This is a genomic window from Bradyrhizobium sp. 186 (assembly GCF_023101685.1).
Classification (GTDB): domain Bacteria; phylum Pseudomonadota; class Alphaproteobacteria; order Rhizobiales; family Xanthobacteraceae; genus Bradyrhizobium.
Genome location: NZ_CP082164.1, coordinates 2396070 through 2412167 on the forward strand (window position 1 = coordinate 2396070; position 16098 = coordinate 2412167).

A 16098-nucleotide genomic window follows, 5' to 3' on the forward strand; every position below is an offset into this window, starting at 1 on the left:
CGCCATATGCATCCCGAGAACGGCGCCAGAAACCCAAGCGTGACTTGACGACCGTCAATAGCTCCACGCCGACGAGAGCTAGCGTGTCGGAAACTATCGTCGCTTGCTCGGCAGGAGCCACAGAATGTTGGAAGAAGAAGCTACTCGCCCCCTCAACGCCATGGCGCCATCTGTACGGGCAGCGGAGCCGAGTTGCTGCCGCTTCTGCAATACGCCCCTCGAACGCGTGTTCATCGATCTCGGACTGTCGCCGCTGGCCAATTCCTATCTGCGAGATGAAAAAGCCAAGCGGGACGAGCGGTTCTTTCCGTTGCGCGCGTACGTTTGCGGAGAATGCTTCCTTGTTCAACTGGAGGAATGGGAAGCACCGGAGAATATCTTCGGGGACTACGCCTACTTTTCGTCCTATAGCGAGTCATGGCTGCAACACGCCAAGTCCTACGTCGCGCGGGCTATGGAAAGGTTCGGAATCGGTCCTCAGAGTAAGGTCGTGGAGATTGCAAGCAACGATGGATACTTGTTGCAATACTTTGTCGAGAAGGACGTTCCGGTTCTAGGAATCGAGCCAGCTCAAAACGTCGCCGCTGTGGCGCGCGCGAGGGGGATTCCGACCCGCGTGGAGTTCTTTGGCGAACGCACCGCCCGCACCCTGAGGCGTGAGGGGTTGCGCGCCAATCTGTTGATTGGAAACAACGTCCTCGCCCACGTGCCGAACCTGAACGACTTCGTCAAAGGCATGAGCATCCTCCTCGAGGATCGAGGCGTCATTACAATGGAATTCCCGCATTTGATGCGGTTGTTCGATGAATGTCAGATCGACACGATTTATCACGAGCACTTTTCCTACTTTTCCTTCATCTCCGTCGAGAAGATTTTTGCGGCGCATGGGCTGACGTTGTTTGACGTGGAGGAACTGCCTACGCATGGCGGGTCGCTGCGGATCTATGCCCAGCACAGCAAAGGATGGCATCCAATCTCGCACCGGGTCGACGATCTCCGGACGCGCGAGATCAGCGCTGGATACGCCGATCTTGATCACTACGATGCGTTTGAAGAACGCGCTATGCAAACCAAACGCAAGCTGCTCGCGTTTCTCGAGGAGGCGAAACGCCAGGGCAAGCGGGTGGTCGGGTACGGCGCCCCGGCGAAGGGAAACACCCTCCTGAACTATTGCGGTATTACCACCGATCATATCGAATATACGGTTGATCGAAGTCCACACAAGCAGGGCTGTCTGTTGCCGGGCACCCATATTCCGATCTTCGAGCCTGAGCGGATCAGCGTGACAAAGCCGGATTACATACTCATCCTGCCCTGGAACTTGAAACGAGAGATCGTCAACCAGCTGTCGTTTGCCCGCAGCTGGGGAGCGCAATTCGTGGTGCCGATCCCGGAGCCTAGACTCGTAGATTGATCCTGGTTGAGTTCGTTAGCGAGGCGAGGGATGGACGACATTGCGCGGCATGTAGATCTTGCGAACCTCAGGGAAAGTGAGATGGCGGTCGATCTGTCGGCTGATGAAAGCGGGCAGGCGATTTACGACTTTATCGCAGACATGTATCCGATCTGCCGTAGCATCACGGGAGACGGGGTTCGAAGAACAATTGACTTAATCCGAAACTACATCCCGCTCACAACTTGTGAGGTACCTTCAGGTCTGCAGGTGTTCGATTGGACTGTGCCCCCGGAGTGGAACGTTCGGGACGCATACATAAAGAACAGCGCCGGCGAACGTGTGGTCGATTTTAAGAAGTCGAACCTGCATCTCCTCAGCTACAGCATGCCGGTGCGGGCGCGCATGACACTCGACGAGCTCAAGCCCCATCTTTACTCGGATCCAGAAAGACCTGATTGGACGCCCTATCGCACGAGCTATTACCAGACGACCTGGGGCTTCTGTTTGCCGCACAATCAACTGCTGGCAATGCTGGAGGACGACTATGAGGTCTGTATCGACTCCAGGCTCGAACCGGGCCATTTGACATACGGCGATTTGAGGTTGCTTGGCCGTACTTCAGACGAGGTGTTGATCTCTTGCCATATTTGTCATCCGTCGCTGTGCAATGACAATTTGTCGGGAATCGGGGTTGCCACGGCACTTGCCCAGTACCTTCGGAAGATGGACCATAGATATACCTATCGTTTCGTTTTTGCCCCGGGCACGATCGGCTCGATCACGTGGTTGGCGCTGAACGAGGCACATGTCGGGCGAGTTAAGCATGGATTCGTCGTAACCTGTGCGGGAGATCCGGGGCCGATGACTTACAAAAGAAGCCGCCGCGGCAACGCCGAGATCGACAGGGCTTGGTCCTACGTCCTCAAGCAGAGTGGCGATCCGTACGAGATCGAGGAGTTTTCTCCCTATGGCTACGACGAACGGCAGTACTGTTCGCCTGGCTTCAATCTTCCGATTGGAACCGTGATGCGAACACCCTACGGCAAGTTCGCGGAGTACCACAGCTCAGCCGACAATTTGGACCTTGTTCGTCCAGCTGCGCTGCGTGACACGCTGTCGAAAGCAATTTCGACCATCGACATCATCGAGAACAATGCTTGCTACCGGAGCGAGAAGCCGTTCTGCGAGCCAAAACTTGGCAATTACGGCCTCTACAGCGGGCTGGGCGGTCTTGCGGCCGGAGACTACCAGATGGGCCTGTTATGGATTTTGAACATGTCGGACGGAGAAAACTCACTTCTTGATATCGCCGAACGGGCTCGACTGCCTTGGGAAACGATCAAACAGGCAGCGGCGGCGCTGAGCGGAGCAGGGCTCATAAAATCGATTGTCCCGGACCCGGCGAAGTAGCGCGATGGAGCTGGCTCGGCGTCAGACCGCGGCGGGCCAGAGAACGCGAATGCAACTCTCTGTGACATGATGGGTTGCCATCTCCAGGTAGCGGCCAGCCGCGGCAAGCCGGTCGAGAAGCGGGTGGGCCGAACGTCAGATTGAAGAGAATGTGGGTTGGCACGACGTCATGATCCAACGGCTGTCGTTAGTGACTGGCTGGGTGGCACTAGCTTTCATCGCCTTTGCAACACTTTCTCCGATCCGGGACCGCCCGACGCTGGCGGGGCTGCAACTTGAGCACTTCGCTGCCTTTGCCGTCATGGGGCTCGCCTTTGCCTTGGGCGCGCCGCGCCGCACGTTGCTCATCGCTACCATGATGATCGCCAGTGCCGTCGCTCTCGAAAGTTTGCAATTGCTGACACCGGACCGGCATGGTCGAGTACTAGATGCATTCGTGAAGGCGGCTGGGGGAGTCTGCGGCGTCGGCGTCGGCCGCGTGGGAACGCAGGTCTGGTGGGCGCGGGTCGATCGGATCAAGAACACCCTGAAGTCCCAACGACCCGGTACATCGGCATAACGAACCAATTCGCGACACAGAATCGAACAGGAGTTGCGGCGGTCGTGACGCCTAACGTCCGCGGCGGGCCGATTATCTCTCGCGTAGACTCTCGTGCTTGTACCTCATGATCGGTGAGAGGACGTAGCTGATGATGCTACGTGAGCCGGATTTGACTTCAACCGTTGCAGCCATGCCTGGAGAAAGGCTGACACGTCTGTTGTCGATGTCCATGTGATTGCGGTCGAGCGATACCCGCGCGGCGTACACAAGCTCCTGACCCTTCGGTTCGCTGCTGGTTGTCTCGGCACCCGACGACCTTGTGTTGCCGTTCTCTGGCGGTTTGTTGCGGGGAATGGCGTCCTGGGAGATGCTGACAATCGTGCCATGCAGCAGTCCGTAGCGGGTGAAATTGAAAGTGTCGATCTTGATGGCGGCTTCCTGGCCTGCTTCGATGAAGCCGATGTCCTGGTTCGATATCATGGCTTCGACCTCGAGATTACTGTCGGTCGGAACAATCAGCATAAGCTGTTGCGCCGGCGTGACGACACCGCCGACTGTATGGACAGCGAGCTGCTGCACGACACCGTCGATGGGAGCTGTCAGGCTCTGCAAACCCGTGTGTCGCTCCGCCTTGATGACGTCCTGGGTTAACCCGGCAGCCTTCTGTTCCGCTTTGGCGAGTTCCTCGAACAAGGTACGCTCATACTCGGCGATTGCCTTGTTGCGGGTCTCCATGAGAACGCCAATGGCGCCGTCCGCCTCGCCGAAACGGCTTTGCTGAACAAGTATCTCCTGGCGTTGGCCGACCAGTTCCTGGAGTTCAGTCAAGTACAACAGCTTCGAGCCCAGTTCTTTCTGATACAGCTGCTCACGTATTTCAACGCGCTGCTGAAGTGGACCGATGGTTGCCTTCAGCTTCTCAATTGACGCTTTGGAGGTCGCTCGCTCTGCTTCTTTCTGCGCGATTTGACGATCAATTGTGGCGAGCTTCGCATTCTGCTCGGTGGTCTGGCTGATAAGAAAGCGACGGTGCATCTCGACCAGCGCAGGTGACGCGCCGGGCGGGGCTTCGAATGTTGAGGCGGGATCGGTCTTGTTTGAGAGCAAGGACTTCAAACGCGCGACGTCGAGCTGTGCGCTCATCAGATCGCCCTTCAAGTGGCTCAGTTCGGCCGCGGAAACGGTAGCATCCAGATCGATCAGGCGTTCGCCGGCTGCGACAATCTGCCCGTCGCGGACGTAGATCGCGCGGACAACGCTGGTTTCGAAGGGTTGAATGGTCTTGGTCCGGCCGCTTGGAATGATCTTGCCCGGAGCAATGGCAACAATGTCGACCGTTCCAATGCAGGCCCAGGTCAATGCGACAGCGAGCCCGGCCATAATGCTGACGACGATGGCGCGTCCCACCGGAGACGGAGGCGTCTCGACGATCTCTAGTGCTGCGGGCAGAAAGGCGAGCTCGTGGCTCGGGCGGGCCTCATCGGTGGGCCCGAGCCTTGCGACCGCGCGACCGAGCTTGCGGGCGTGATCTGCGAAGACAATGACGGCATTCCCAGAGCCGCTCTGCACCGGCCCCGCGGACCGCCGCTGTGCCGCTAAAGGCGCTCGGCCGGAAAACAGGTCGGTCAGTCGAGACGTCATTACCAGTGAACGCGCCTTCAAATCCTGCAATAGGCCCAGGCAATTTTGAGAGAGGCGCAGGAGCCCAGCGGCGATGGCGCGGCGTCGGATAATCAAAATCAGCCGTCCATCCCAGATAGCTTCGAGTTCAGATCTGGAGATGATAGCCGGCCTTTCGGCGCCGGGAGCAAGGATCACCGCTTCGTTGCCGTGCACTTTTCCAAGCAACAGGAAGCTTTGGCTGCGAAGCGGAACAATTCCCGGCAGAGGATGCTCTGACAGCTCATCCCAATCGGTCAGTGCACAACGTGCAGAAAGGTTGACCTCTCTTGCATAAGCGAGCATTTCCGGAACGCCGATCGGAGCGTAGCCTGACCGTCGGCGAATGTGATCGAGATTGCTCTCAATACCGCGCAGGCGTAGGAGGACGTCCAGGACAAAAAGCCCGGGGTCTTCGATAGCCTGTGTCACGGTCCGCTCCATCGGCCCTCAGCGATTCCAATACGGAGTGCGAGACGGATAGGCCGGGCCGCATCGTCTCCTTGCGCGGTCGTGAGAGAGGAACGTGCTATGGAAGCTCATGGAAACCTGTCTGCAGGCGATAGAGCTTGGAATACCGCCCGCCGCGATTGATCAGTTCTTGATGGGAGCCGTCCTCGATCAGGCGGCCATCCTCAATCGTGATGATGCGGTCGGCCATTCGCAGGGCCGACAACCGATGCGCAATGATCAGTACAGTCCGGCCCTGTGAGATCTTCGCCATATTCTGTTGAACAATGTGCTCGCTCTCATAGTCGAGTGCGCTGGTGGCCTCGTCAAGAATCAGGATTCGAGGATCGGTTACAAGTGCGCGCGCGATTGCAATGCGCTGACGCTGTCCACCTGACAGACTATTCCCCCGTTCCCCTACGGTGGTGTCATAGCCCTGCGGTAGCTGCAGAATAAAGTTATGTGCACCAGCCATTGTCGCCGCCTCGATCACGCGTTCCGTCGATGTCGCGGGATCGGCGAACGCAATATTATCCCTGATCGAGCAGTTGAAAAGTATGCTGTCCTGAAGAACCACGCCAATCTGGCGACGCAACCAGGCGGGATCCACCTGCGCAACGTCGATGCCGTCGACCAGGACTCGGCCGCGCTCAGGTATGTAGAGTCGTTGCACCAGCTTGGCCAACGTGCTCTTTCCCGACCCCGAGGCGCCTACTATTCCAATGACCTGGTTCGCGGGAACATGGAAGTGCACATCCCGCAGGATCTCGGGTCCGTCAATGCGGTAGCGAAAGGTCACGTGCTCGAAAGTGATATGGCCTCGGATCGCAGCCAGTGCCATCTTGCCGGGATTGTAGACCGGCTCGGTCTCCGTATTCAGAATATCGCCAAGGCGTGCGATCGAAAGCCTGGCCTGATGAAAGTCTTGCCAAGTCTGAGCCAATCGAAGCACTGGAGCGCTTACGCGGCCGGCGAGCAAATTGAAAGCAACAAGTTCGCCAACGGTAAGATCGCCACTTATGACAAGTCTCGCGCCGAAATAGAGGATAGCCGCGCTGACCAGTTTGCTGACAAATTGCACCGATTGACTAGCCACGTTGGCCAGGCTGATGACTCGAAAACTCGCGGCGACATATCCGGCGAGCTGCTGCTCCCATCGGCGCTGCATCTGGGGCTCGACGGCCATTGCCTTGAGTGTCTCGATTCCAGTCACACTTTCCACAAGAAAGGCCTGATTTTCCGCGCCACGCTGAAACTTCTCATCGAGCCGTCGCCGAAACAGCGGCGTGGCGGCGGCGGAAATTCCGACATAGATTGGAAGCGAGAAGAGAACGATCCATGTCAGCGCCGGTGAGTAGAAGAACAGCATCGCGATGAAGATGGTCGCAAAGAACAAATCGATGATCAGCGTCAAGGCCGAGCTGGTCAGGAAATTGCGGATATTCTCCAGTTCCCGCACCCTCGCAACGGAGTCGCCAACGCGCCGTGCCTGAAAATAGCCAATTGGCAGAGCCAATAGGTGACGAAACAGCCGGGCGCCCAGTTCCACGTCGATCCGATTTGTGGTGTGGGAAAACAGATAGGTGCGAAGGATGCCAAGTATCGTTTCAAACAACGCGATTGCGACAAGGCCAACGGCGAGCACGTCCAGAGTGCCCATGCTCTGGTGAACCAGGACCTTGTCGATTACGACCTGAAAGAAGAGGGGCGATACAAGCGCAAAAAGCTGCAGGCAGAATGATGCAGCCAGAACTTCGGTCAGCAGCCGCCGGTACTTGTGAATTGCGCCGAGAAACCAGGTGATGTCGAAACGGCGGGCGAGATCGGAGAGGGACGCGCGGCGCGTCATCAGGATCACCGATCCGTCCCAGGCGGCCTCGATCTCCATTCGCGACATTATGACCGGCTGAGGGCGACCAGGCTCGAGAGCGATGACCTTGTCCTCACTGGCCTTTCCGAAGATCAGGAACTTGTCCTCGCGCAGGATGGCGAGTGCCGGCATGGGTAGACCGGAAAGCCTAGACCAATTCGTTCTGACGACGCGTGCCCTCAGCCCCAGCTCCTTGGCGCAGCGGAGCATCTCGGCGATCCTGACAACTCCTCCGAACTGATGACGGATCCGTTCAGGATCAACTGCGACCCCGTGAAATCGGAGCATCATGACCAACGCGATCAATCCTTGATCGGGGATTGCGCCAGTTGGCTCAAGTTGCTCGTGCATTGGCACTCCGCGCCGCATCACGCAGTTTGGCCCGGTAATGCCTGTGGCAGTGAATATCGACCATGATGGTATGTCGCCCGATGCTGCGCGTGGCTCAGGACGCAACCCGATATCGGCCGATTAGGGAAGAAATCCGGCGAGGCAGCAGGCCATCAACCCATTTTAGGAGCCGCTCCGAAAGCGAGTTGACGGCTGTCAATATCGGGGGGAGGCGGTCGCATATCATCCCTCAGATGGTTGGAATTGTAACGAGAACAGCCGTGCGCCGCCTGGCCGAACGCCAGGCAACAGGAATTGGTGTTGGCATCGGATCTCGGCTTGTTCCGACCTCTCGGTCAGGAACGCGAAATGACTGAATCTTCGTTCGAGTTCGGTGAGGAACCAGTAGCGACGTTTTCGACCGAGCGTTCGAGAGCGCGTCCTGAACGAGATGCTCAACACACCGGACGGGATCAGCTCAACGATCCGGATCGGCGCAACCTGAAAGTCCTGTTCGCGAACAAATTCTTTTTCCGCAACGGCGGCTCCGAGGTCGTCATGTTCGACGAGATGGAGCTGATGCGGAGCCGAAACGCCGATGTCATTGAATTCTCCATGAATGATGACCGAAATGCCCCATCGCGCTTTCAGCCATACTTCGTATCACAAAAATCATATCGGGCTCCATCGCGGAGCGACAAGCTGAAGTCTGCACTTTCCCTTATTCACTCCCCGGAAGCCGTTTCGAAGATTACTGATCTCATTCGGGACGAGAGACCGAATATCCTCCATTGCCACAACATCTACCATCAGCTCACCCCATCCATCATCTCCGCCGCGGCAAGATTGGGGGTTCCTGTCGTTCTCACGCTTCATGACTACAAACCGGTCTGTCCTGTCTACACGCGGCTCAGCAACGGAAAGGTATGCACGAGATGCGCAGACGGTGGCTTCGAGGCCATTCTCACTCGACGCTGCGCGGATGGGGCATTGGGCCGCAGCGCCTTACTCTGGGCGGAGGCGCGCTATCACGCGTTGGCAGGAAGCTACCATCGGGTCGCCAAATTCGTTGCGCCGAGCAAATTCATGTACGAGGCCATCGTCCGCCGGTTTGGTACAGAGAAGGTGGTTCATATTCCGAACGGAATAGACGCGTCGCGTATCGAGGTGTCTACCGACGACGAGGGCTACGTGTTGTACTTTGGGCGCTTGTCGCCTGAAAAGGGCGTCGAAACCCTTCTCCAAGCCCATGCGGCGGATCAAGGAGCCTGGCGGTTGGTGATCGCCGGCACAGGTCCGCTGCTGGAGGAGCTTCAGCGGAAGTATCCGATGGCGGAGTTCAAGGGGCACCTCACGGGCATAGACCTGGAACGAACGATCAAGCGAGCGGCGTTGATAGCTGTCCCCTCCGGATGGCACGAGAACAGTCCTCTCTCAATTCTTGAAGCGATGGCACACGGGAAGCCGATCGTCGCGTCGCGCATCGGCGGCATTCCCGAACTCGTGAGAGACGAATCGACGGGTCTGTTGTTTGAGCCCGGCGACGTTTCTCAGCTGTCGGAAAGTATCAGAAAGCTTCTTGCCGATCGCAATCGTCGAGACGCACTCGGCTGCAGTGCGCGAAGGATCGTCGAGGTTGAGTATTCACTTCAGGCGCATGGAGCCGCGTTGTTCTCGCTGTATGAGAGCCTGATTGGAGCGGCCGGCTTACACAAGAAAGTTGGATCATAAAATGGACCTCACTGTCATTTCAACGTTCCGCTGCAATTCGAAGTGCCAGATGTGTTACATCTGGCAAAACCCGACCGAGCCGAAGGAAGAGGTGTCGCTCGACACGCTGTCAAAACTTCCTGCCGGATTTGACAACCTGAATGTGTCAGGCGGAGAACCGACGCTTCGGAAAGACCTCTCGGAAGTGATCGACCTTCTCTATCCCAAGGCAAGGGTGACGGAGATATCGTCGAACGGCCTTCACACTGAGCGCCTGGTTCCAATCATCAAGAAATACCCGAATATCAAGGTGCGGTTTTCGCTGGAGGGCGATGAGGAAACGAACGACAGGATTCGCGGCGAGAAGGACGGTTATAGCACCAAGATCGCAGGACTGCGTATGCTTCGTGAGGCGGGTGGCACCGACCTCGGTTTTGCGATGGTCATTCAGGATGAGAACGTCGATCAGCTCGTCAATGTCTACGAATTTGCCCGGACGGAAGGCTTCGAACTGGCGACCTCCACGCTCCACAACGCGTGGCAGTTCTACAAGAACGACAACTACTTCTATGACCGGATGGCGGTCGCGCGAAAGGTCGAAGGACTGATTTCGGCGATGTTGCGCAGTCCGAAGCCAAAGAACTGGTTTCGGGCTTACCTGAATCTCGGTCTGATCGAGAAGATCCTTGGTCACGATCGGCTGATACCCTGCAGCGCAGGCAAGGATTTCGCGTTCATCGATCCTTGGTCGGACGTATGGGCTTGCAACGTCCGGTCCGATCTTCCCATGGGCAATCTTGCGCGCCAGTCATGGGACGAGATCATGAACAGCGAGGTCGCGCAGCAGACGCGGAAGAAGGTCGCTGGCTGCGGTCAGAATTGCTGGATGGTGACAACCGCGCGGACCGCCATGCGGTCCAACCTGGTCCCTCAGTTGCCGAAATCCGAGCCTCTGCTCTGGGTCCTCAAGAACAAGCTGAAGGTATCGATCGGCAAGAGCATCTGCTTTGACAGCTACATCAATTATTCCGACGTGAGGCCGTCCCCGCACGTCGAACGAACGTCCTTCCTGAACAAGAACGTCAAGGCCCGGTTGGTCAAAGGGCGCGTTACCCCCGACGAACATTACCCGTTGCGAACTTTCATGAACAATTAAATTAGTGGAGGAAATCCTGATGAGCAGGCGTGAGATCTACATGTTCGGTTTCCGTGGTTTCCCGCAGGTCCAGGGTGGCATCGAAACGCACGCAGAGAATCTTGCGCCACGGGTGGTCGAACTCGGCAGACGAGTCACCGTGTGCATGCGATCCCCCTATGTCGAGCCCAGCCTCGCCAAAGTATGGAAGGGCGTCCGCATATTGCGGCTGTGGACCGCGCCAAACAAGTACTTCGAAACACTGCTGCATTCCGTGATTTGTGCGATTGTTGCTGCGGTTCGGAGGCCGGGTCTGGTGCACATTCACGGCATCGGACCCGCAATCGTAACGCCATTGCTGCGAGCCATCGGTCTGCGGGTCGTCGTCACCCATCACGGCGAGGACTACAACCGGGAGAAATGGGGCTGGGCGGCGCGGGCGGTGCTGCGGACCGGTGAAGCGATGGGGATGCGCTACGCCAACAAACGCATCGCTGTCAGCCGTAGTATCGGCGACCTTATTGCGTCCAAATATGGCCAGCCGTGCGAGGTGATACCGAATGGGGTCGTGTTCTCGGAGATGCCGCAACAGAGCGACAAGGTCGTCGAATTGGGATTGGAGCCGGGACGATACGTACTCACGGTCGGTCGGCTGGTGCCCGAGAAACGCCAGCTCGATCTCCTGCGTGCGTTTTCGGCCGCGGCACTGCCTGGATGGAAGTTGGCGATCGTTGGCAAGATCGATCACCAGAACGAATACGCAGATCAACTGGTCAGAGAGGCGGCCGGCCGGCAAAACGTCGTCATGGCGGGCTTTCAGACCGGCGATGCGTTGCGACAACTCTATGCTCACGCCGCGCTGTTCGTGTTGCCCTCGTCACATGAGGGCCTACCCATTGTGTTGCTCGAAGCGCTTAGCTATGGATTGCCGGTGCTGGTGAGTGATATTGCTCCCAACCTCGAAGTCGTGGACGATCCCGCCCGCATTTTCCATGTTGGAGATTGCGAGGAGATGCGCGCGAAGCTTTCGGCGCTGACGCTCGCGAGCCTGAATGCGGAGGAGCGCGAAACCGTCCGCCGCGAGAGTGCTCAGCGATACGATTGGTCCGACATCGCGCACAGGACGCTGGAAGTATACGACGAACTGCTTGGCCGGAGACGGCCACAAGGCAACATCGCGCGTTCGGGCGGGGCCGGAAATAGAGTGCAACAATTGGAATTGGGCAGGCCGGTGGCTGCTCGTTACGGCCTCGCTCGCAGTGTCAACGACAATTTGACGAAACCGCTCACGGGTGTGCCGTCGGCAAAAGTCAAATTGAAATAGTCGCGGCGCTAATCGGAAGCCGAGGACGCGTACGCCGAGCCCTTCTGGGGTTGAGCTCTTCCGCGGGCGGTCGACATCGTTCGTTGGCACGGGTCCATAGTGCTCCTTTCTGTGCGGTCTTTGCGGTCGCCCGCGCCTTAAAGGCCGGTTACCTCAGCCCGCGGCCTTGAGGCCGGACATCCTCAACGCATCGACGTAAGCCTCTGCAACAGCGGGCATTTCGCGGTCGGGTTATGCACATCGCCCCGGCTGCCGGCGGGCGTAGGCTTGATATCGCACCGCCGGCTTGATTCTGAGCACAAATTAGGCTTCCGAAAGCGACTGAACCCTGAGAGGCTCAGGACAGGGGATTCGCAAGCCAACGAAGCATCGGGTCAGACGCTGAAACGGCTAAGTGTTGCTGGATGTTGTGAGAGTGACCAGGGTGGACAAGGCAACGGTAAGCGAAATTGACCGGCTGATCGCACCGATCGTCGAGTTGGCCGGCGAAAACCTGATGTGCCTGTCCGATCCCTCATTTGAGTTCGTACCGGATAGAACGAGAGGAGGAATCTCGGCCATTCATCAGCGCTTGAAAGCGGAGCTGAGGGCGCTTCTGCAACTGCGCACGGTGTATGGCGACATGATCGCCTGCCGGGTTGTCGCCGGCGAATATCCGTGGGCGCGAGGCGAATTGTCGCACTACCAGCATTTGAGACTTGCGTGGTCGCAGTTCGCGCGGCTGAGCGACATGTTCAATGAATCCATGAAGGAGATTGATTGCCTTCATGGCGAGACGCTGGAGCTGCTTTCTGTCGATGTCGAGCGAGCGGATAGTTGGTCGGCTGGCGGCGGGGCCCTGCCAACCGAGGCTATCGATCGGGGTGCGCTCGTGGATCGCTGGTATGACGTTGCGCCAAAGTCGGGACTGCCAATCTTTGATACCATGAGGGTGGCAAGCGAATGGTCCGATGTCGCTCATCCTTTCGCTGATCACTACGGTGCAGCCCGAAGCGCGCTATTGGGGCAGATTGACGCAAAGATGCAGGCAGTCGCTTCGGGCATTGCCGGTTTTCTGTCGGATCATGGCGACGAACTTATAGACCTGATTGGACGGTACAACGACATGGTCAGGAACTACCGAATGCGGCATGACAGAGATATGATATGAAGGGTCCGCGCGGTGAGGACCAACGATGTCCGCGCACGGGAGCAGGTCAGCAATTAGATTGCACCGGCGAACTGAGCTTATCCCTCGGTTGGAGGAGTGCCAATTCGCAGTTGACTGGCGGTCATCTTGCCAGAGACTGACACAAGCTCGTAGCCTACCCGTTGCCCCTCGAGCAACGTGGAAAGGCCAGCTTGTTCGACCGCCGACATATGAACGAATATGTCCTTGCCTCCGCCGTCGGGTCTAATGAACCCGTAACCCTTAAACTTGTTAAACCAAACTACAAATCCGGTCGGCACAGTACCTCCAGGCAATTTCTTGGTCCTTCCGGAGCGAACGCCGTGATGAGGAGCTGAAATCGGGCGCAGATACGGGGTTGTTGAACTTGAGAACCCGGTCTCTTGCAGTTAATCCGCATCGCTCTATCTAGGTTCCTTCTCCTCTCCCTGGGCAGTTGCGCAGACAATCCAGCTTGATTGCCGACAGCATCTGTGCCCGGAATCGCGCTGCACAAGTACACAATCAGCGCTGGATGTTGCTTAAACGACAAGGCGCCTCGCAAACAGGCGTTCCATCTGGTGGAGATTGGATCTCAAGATGAGTCTCTCGCACCTAGCGTCGGCCGGATCGTCTCGTTGTTTGCGGGTGCAAATGTTGGCTCGCCGTACCAGATGCTCACGGCCAGCACCTAATACGGTAGTATGTTCAACACGGTAATACGTTCAATGACACCCTCCACATGGCGTGCAGGTATCAAAAGGTCGTCTTGGACATTGCTTATCAGACTGAGTGCCAGACGACGCTCGGGAAGTGGGGAGCTATCAAAGCTCTAACCGGCGATGTTTGCGGCGTCCAACGTATGGACGGGCAGGCGAGTTGTTCGCCGAACGGATCAGAAAGGCGGGCGGTTGGTTGGTCTCGTTGGCGGACGCCGATTTGGCTTGAATCTCAGATACTCCGCACGGCGTCTGCGGGAGATAACCTCACGCGTCCCATACCCGGCTGCGAACGAGATCGAAACTATTGCGAGAAGTAGCAGGAGACCGAGCACGTCTTATCTCCAACCGAGTGTTTGTTAGGGGCGCCGTCAAAAGCCGATCTTCGGGCGCAAAACCGCGCTCGCGTCGCGCCGACCGGCGACGGTGGCGCCGATGTGGCTTGGAATAAGAGAACGGCACATAGTGGCAGTTGGCTGAGCATACGAGTTGTTCGGGGGAGCCAGGTCCTGAGCCGACAGTGCCGATCGGAAGACCATTAGGCGCGTGACCAGTTCAGCATTGCGAAGAGCTTGATCCTGCACGCTGCTCCGCTCCCATCGTCTCCGAGCGCAGGGAGAGGGCCCACTGACGCTACGCTACGCTGACAAACCTGAATAGCGTGAGTTTTCACGCCCACATCAATGAAATTTACGCAAGCCTAGCGATGGCCAATTTGACGAAGGTCAAGTTAAAGAGAGCGACTTGCTCTCTCGGCGCGGGCGCTCCCTTCAGGAGATCAGACAATCCGGAGCGGGAGTTTTAGTCTGCTGGCGATCTTCCTTATGGCCTGTGGTGTTCTGCCGAGGTGTCTTGAGACGGCGTGCACGCTCTTGCCTTCCAGGATGAGAGACCGTAGCTGGTCGATTTCCTCATTGCTCCATGGTGGAGCAGTGGGACGCTTTGGAGTTGGCAGTGTTAGCAATGTCAATGTCGCACTCCCTCTGACGCGGTTAACCAAGTTGAAAATATCGCCGAGGCTAAGGAAGCGGCGTGAGCTGGTAAGTCGTAACGATCGGTCGCTCTTCCCCCGCATCATAGTCCTGGCTGGCTATGGCTTGGATAGTTTCGCGGTGCCTATGATAGGTCGCGCGAACGTCTTTCTGATCGGTGCCGTCCACTGTTGCACGATCGGCCAGCGCCCCCCATTCGATTTCGCAGAGCACTGGTCTGCTGCCGTCAAACATGGCGAACAGAAGGATGCCCGAATGTTGGTCAACTACAATTTCTCCAGAAGGATCTGGCTGAAGCGGCATGGCAATCGATCCCCATTGAGCAATGCGCTACGCGCTGCTCCGCTCCCATCGGCTCTGATCGCAGGAAGAGGGTTGACTAGCGTTACGCTGACAAATGTGAATAGCGTTGGTTCTCCAAGCCCGCATAAGGGTAGTTTACGTGGATGGGGCGGCGGTGAATCTGACCACGGTCAAGTTGTAGAGAACGACCGGCTTAGGGGACTGGGCCGCCGAAATAACTCCCCGCGTGCGCCACTGGTCCGAGCGCATAGGCCAAAGCCCAATGCTCGCGTCGTCAACCCGCCGGCGAGGCTACCCGTTGCGCCGACGGAAGCCAGGCGCGGCTGCGCGTTACCGAAAACTAGCAGTGCACGGCATCGAAGCGCGGCGTCCTCGCCAGCGCAAGGCTGTGAAGTTCAGCGACCTGCCCGATCGGCAGGAGCGCAATCGGCGATTGGCAGGAAGCCGGCCGAAGCGCGAGTTATTCGACCCGCCCTGCTTCGCCTCGCGGACCGCATCGCAACGCGGCTCCGGGCGAAGTGCAGGCCCGGTCGAACCGTGGCGGTCCGCGATCGCTTCGGTTGGGATGCGATCGGATACGGCTCGGCAGCGCTGAGTATTGCTCGTTCCGTGTCAGACGAGTTTCGCAAATTCGTCGAACGGGACCTGTAACCCCGCCGGGCAGTGGTTCTTGTGCCCCGCGACTTAGACCTGGTCCGAGACCATTCAAGTCATGTCGAGCCGTTCGCATGCGATCGTGCGCGTGGAGAAGTCAACTAGCGACTTGCAATCTTTTTGGCGCCCCCGCCAGCAGGCCGCGACGATGTCCTGCTTCATTACTTCCATCCCAAGGGCGAAGTTCTTCTCGTCCTTGTCCGGGCCGGTCGTATACATGTTGGCGGCATAAAAGAAATAGCTCGGATGGTTCGTCCCCATCACAGGGGCCGTGCGCCCGCCGGGCAACGCCAGCTGTTTAACATCCCAGCCGGCCAGCGGGGCTCGATCCTGCAGCCAGACCGTATTTGCGGCTGGATAATCGTCGCCGTCGTTGATTTTCCTGCGCTTTTGCAGGAAACCGGCTGCGTTCATTTCGCTTCGTGCGGGTTGTTCTGGTACGAAACTGGTGCGGTTCG

Annotated in this window: 12 protein-coding genes; 7 read left to right on the forward strand and 5 right to left on the reverse strand. The window is 57.8% G+C overall.

Annotated features, from left to right (window positions below):
• Window positions 1–160: 160 nt before the first annotated feature.
• The 3 genes from IVB18_RS11150 to IVB18_RS11160 all read left to right on the forward strand — a co-directional run bounded on the left by IVB18_RS11150 (window position 161) and on the right by IVB18_RS11160 (window position 3365).
• On the forward strand, window positions 161–1414 hold the full coding sequence (locus IVB18_RS11150; RefSeq protein WP_247991606.1) for a class I SAM-dependent methyltransferase: 1254 nt from the start codon (window positions 161–163) through the stop codon (window positions 1412–1414).
• Window positions 1415–1444: 30 nt separating this feature from the next.
• Window positions 1445–2806: a DUF4910 domain-containing protein gene (locus IVB18_RS11155; protein WP_247989210.1), complete on the forward strand. Its 1362-nt coding sequence runs from the start codon at window positions 1445–1447 to the stop codon at window positions 2804–2806.
• Window positions 2807–2975: 169 nt separating this feature from the next.
• The gene (locus IVB18_RS11160; RefSeq protein ID WP_247989211.1) at window positions 2976–3365 is read left to right on the forward strand and encodes a VanZ family protein; all 390 of its coding nucleotides are present in this window, start codon (window positions 2976–2978) and stop codon (window positions 3363–3365) included.
• Window positions 3366–3437: 72 nt separating this feature from the next.
• Here IVB18_RS11160 and IVB18_RS11165 read toward each other — a convergent pair whose 3' ends face one another.
• Window positions 3438–5438 (reverse strand): HlyD family type I secretion periplasmic adaptor subunit, encoded by a 2001-nt coding sequence (locus IVB18_RS11165; protein ID WP_247989212.1) that lies wholly within the window; start codon window positions 5436–5438, stop codon window positions 3438–3440.
• Window positions 5439–5535: 97 nt separating this feature from the next.
• Window positions 5536–7677, reverse strand: coding sequence for a type I secretion system permease/ATPase (locus IVB18_RS11170; RefSeq protein ID WP_247989213.1), 2142 nt, complete (start codon window positions 7675–7677; stop codon window positions 5536–5538).
• A gap of 348 nt (window positions 7678–8025) precedes the next feature.
• Here IVB18_RS11170 and IVB18_RS11175 point away from each other — a divergent pair, with 348 nt between their 5' ends.
• The 4 genes from IVB18_RS11175 (at window position 8026) to IVB18_RS11190 (ending at window position 12975) form a co-directional block, all read left to right on the forward strand.
• Window positions 8026–9387 carry a glycosyltransferase family 4 protein gene (locus IVB18_RS11175; RefSeq protein ID WP_247989214.1) on the forward strand — a complete coding sequence of 454 codons (1362 nt, stop codon included), beginning with the start codon at window positions 8026–8028 and terminating at the stop codon, window positions 9385–9387.
• A 1-nt stretch (window position 9388) separates the two neighbouring features.
• On the forward strand, window positions 9389–10522 hold the full coding sequence (locus IVB18_RS11180) for a radical SAM protein (protein ID WP_247989215.1): 1134 nt from the start codon (window positions 9389–9391) through the stop codon (window positions 10520–10522).
• 19 nt (window positions 10523–10541) lie between these two features.
• Window positions 10542–11825: a glycosyltransferase family 4 protein gene (locus IVB18_RS11185; protein ID WP_247989216.1), complete on the forward strand. Its 1284-nt coding sequence runs from the start codon at window positions 10542–10544 to the stop codon at window positions 11823–11825.
• A gap of 424 nt (window positions 11826–12249) precedes the next feature.
• Window positions 12250–12975 carry a hypothetical protein gene (locus tag IVB18_RS11190; RefSeq protein WP_247989217.1) on the forward strand — a complete coding sequence of 242 codons (726 nt, stop codon included), beginning with the start codon at window positions 12250–12252 and terminating at the stop codon, window positions 12973–12975.
• A gap of 77 nt (window positions 12976–13052) precedes the next feature.
• Here the strand turns inward: IVB18_RS11190 and IVB18_RS11195 are convergent, their stop codons facing one another.
• The 3 genes from IVB18_RS11195 to IVB18_RS11205 form a co-directional block, all read right to left on the reverse strand.
• Complete coding sequence (locus IVB18_RS11195; protein WP_247989218.1) at window positions 13053–13274, reverse strand: cold-shock protein; 222 nt, start codon at window positions 13272–13274, stop codon at window positions 13053–13055.
• 1436 nt (window positions 13275–14710) lie between these two features.
• Entirely contained in the window at window positions 14711–14986 is a 276-nt protein-coding gene (locus IVB18_RS11200; protein WP_247989219.1) for a DUF1488 family protein, read from the reverse strand.
• 705 nt (window positions 14987–15691) lie between these two features.
• Window positions 15692–16054 carry a hypothetical protein gene (locus IVB18_RS11205; RefSeq protein WP_247989220.1) on the reverse strand — a complete coding sequence of 121 codons (363 nt, stop codon included), beginning with the start codon at window positions 16052–16054 and terminating at the stop codon, window positions 15692–15694.
• Between the last annotated feature and the right edge of the window lie 44 nt (window positions 16055–16098).

Bases quoted from the DNA above. Each gene is read 5' to 3' on its own strand.
- IVB18_RS11150 (WP_247991606.1), top strand. From the start codon at position 161: ATGGCGCCATCTGTACGGGCAGCGGAGCCGAGTTGCTGCCGCTTCTGC.
- IVB18_RS11155 (WP_247989210.1), top strand. From the start codon at position 1,445: ATGGACGACATTGCGCGGCATGTAGATCTTGCGAACCTCAGGGAAAGT.
- IVB18_RS11160 (WP_247989211.1), top strand. From the start codon at position 2,976: ATGATCCAACGGCTGTCGTTAGTGACTGGCTGGGTGGCACTAGCTTTC.
- IVB18_RS11170 (WP_247989213.1), bottom strand. From the start codon at position 7,677: ATGCACGAGCAACTTGAGCCAACTGGCGCAATCCCCGATCAAGGATTG.
- IVB18_RS11175 (WP_247989214.1), top strand. From the start codon at position 8,026: ATGACTGAATCTTCGTTCGAGTTCGGTGAGGAACCAGTAGCGACGTTT.
- IVB18_RS11180 (WP_247989215.1), top strand. From the start codon at position 9,389: ATGGACCTCACTGTCATTTCAACGTTCCGCTGCAATTCGAAGTGCCAG.
- IVB18_RS11185 (WP_247989216.1), top strand. From the start codon at position 10,542: ATGAGCAGGCGTGAGATCTACATGTTCGGTTTCCGTGGTTTCCCGCAG.
- IVB18_RS11200 (WP_247989219.1), bottom strand. From the start codon at position 14,986: ATGCCGCTTCAGCCAGATCCTTCTGGAGAAATTGTAGTTGACCAACAT.
- IVB18_RS11205 (WP_247989220.1), bottom strand. From the start codon at position 16,054: ATGAACGCAGCCGGTTTCCTGCAAAAGCGCAGGAAAATCAACGACGGC.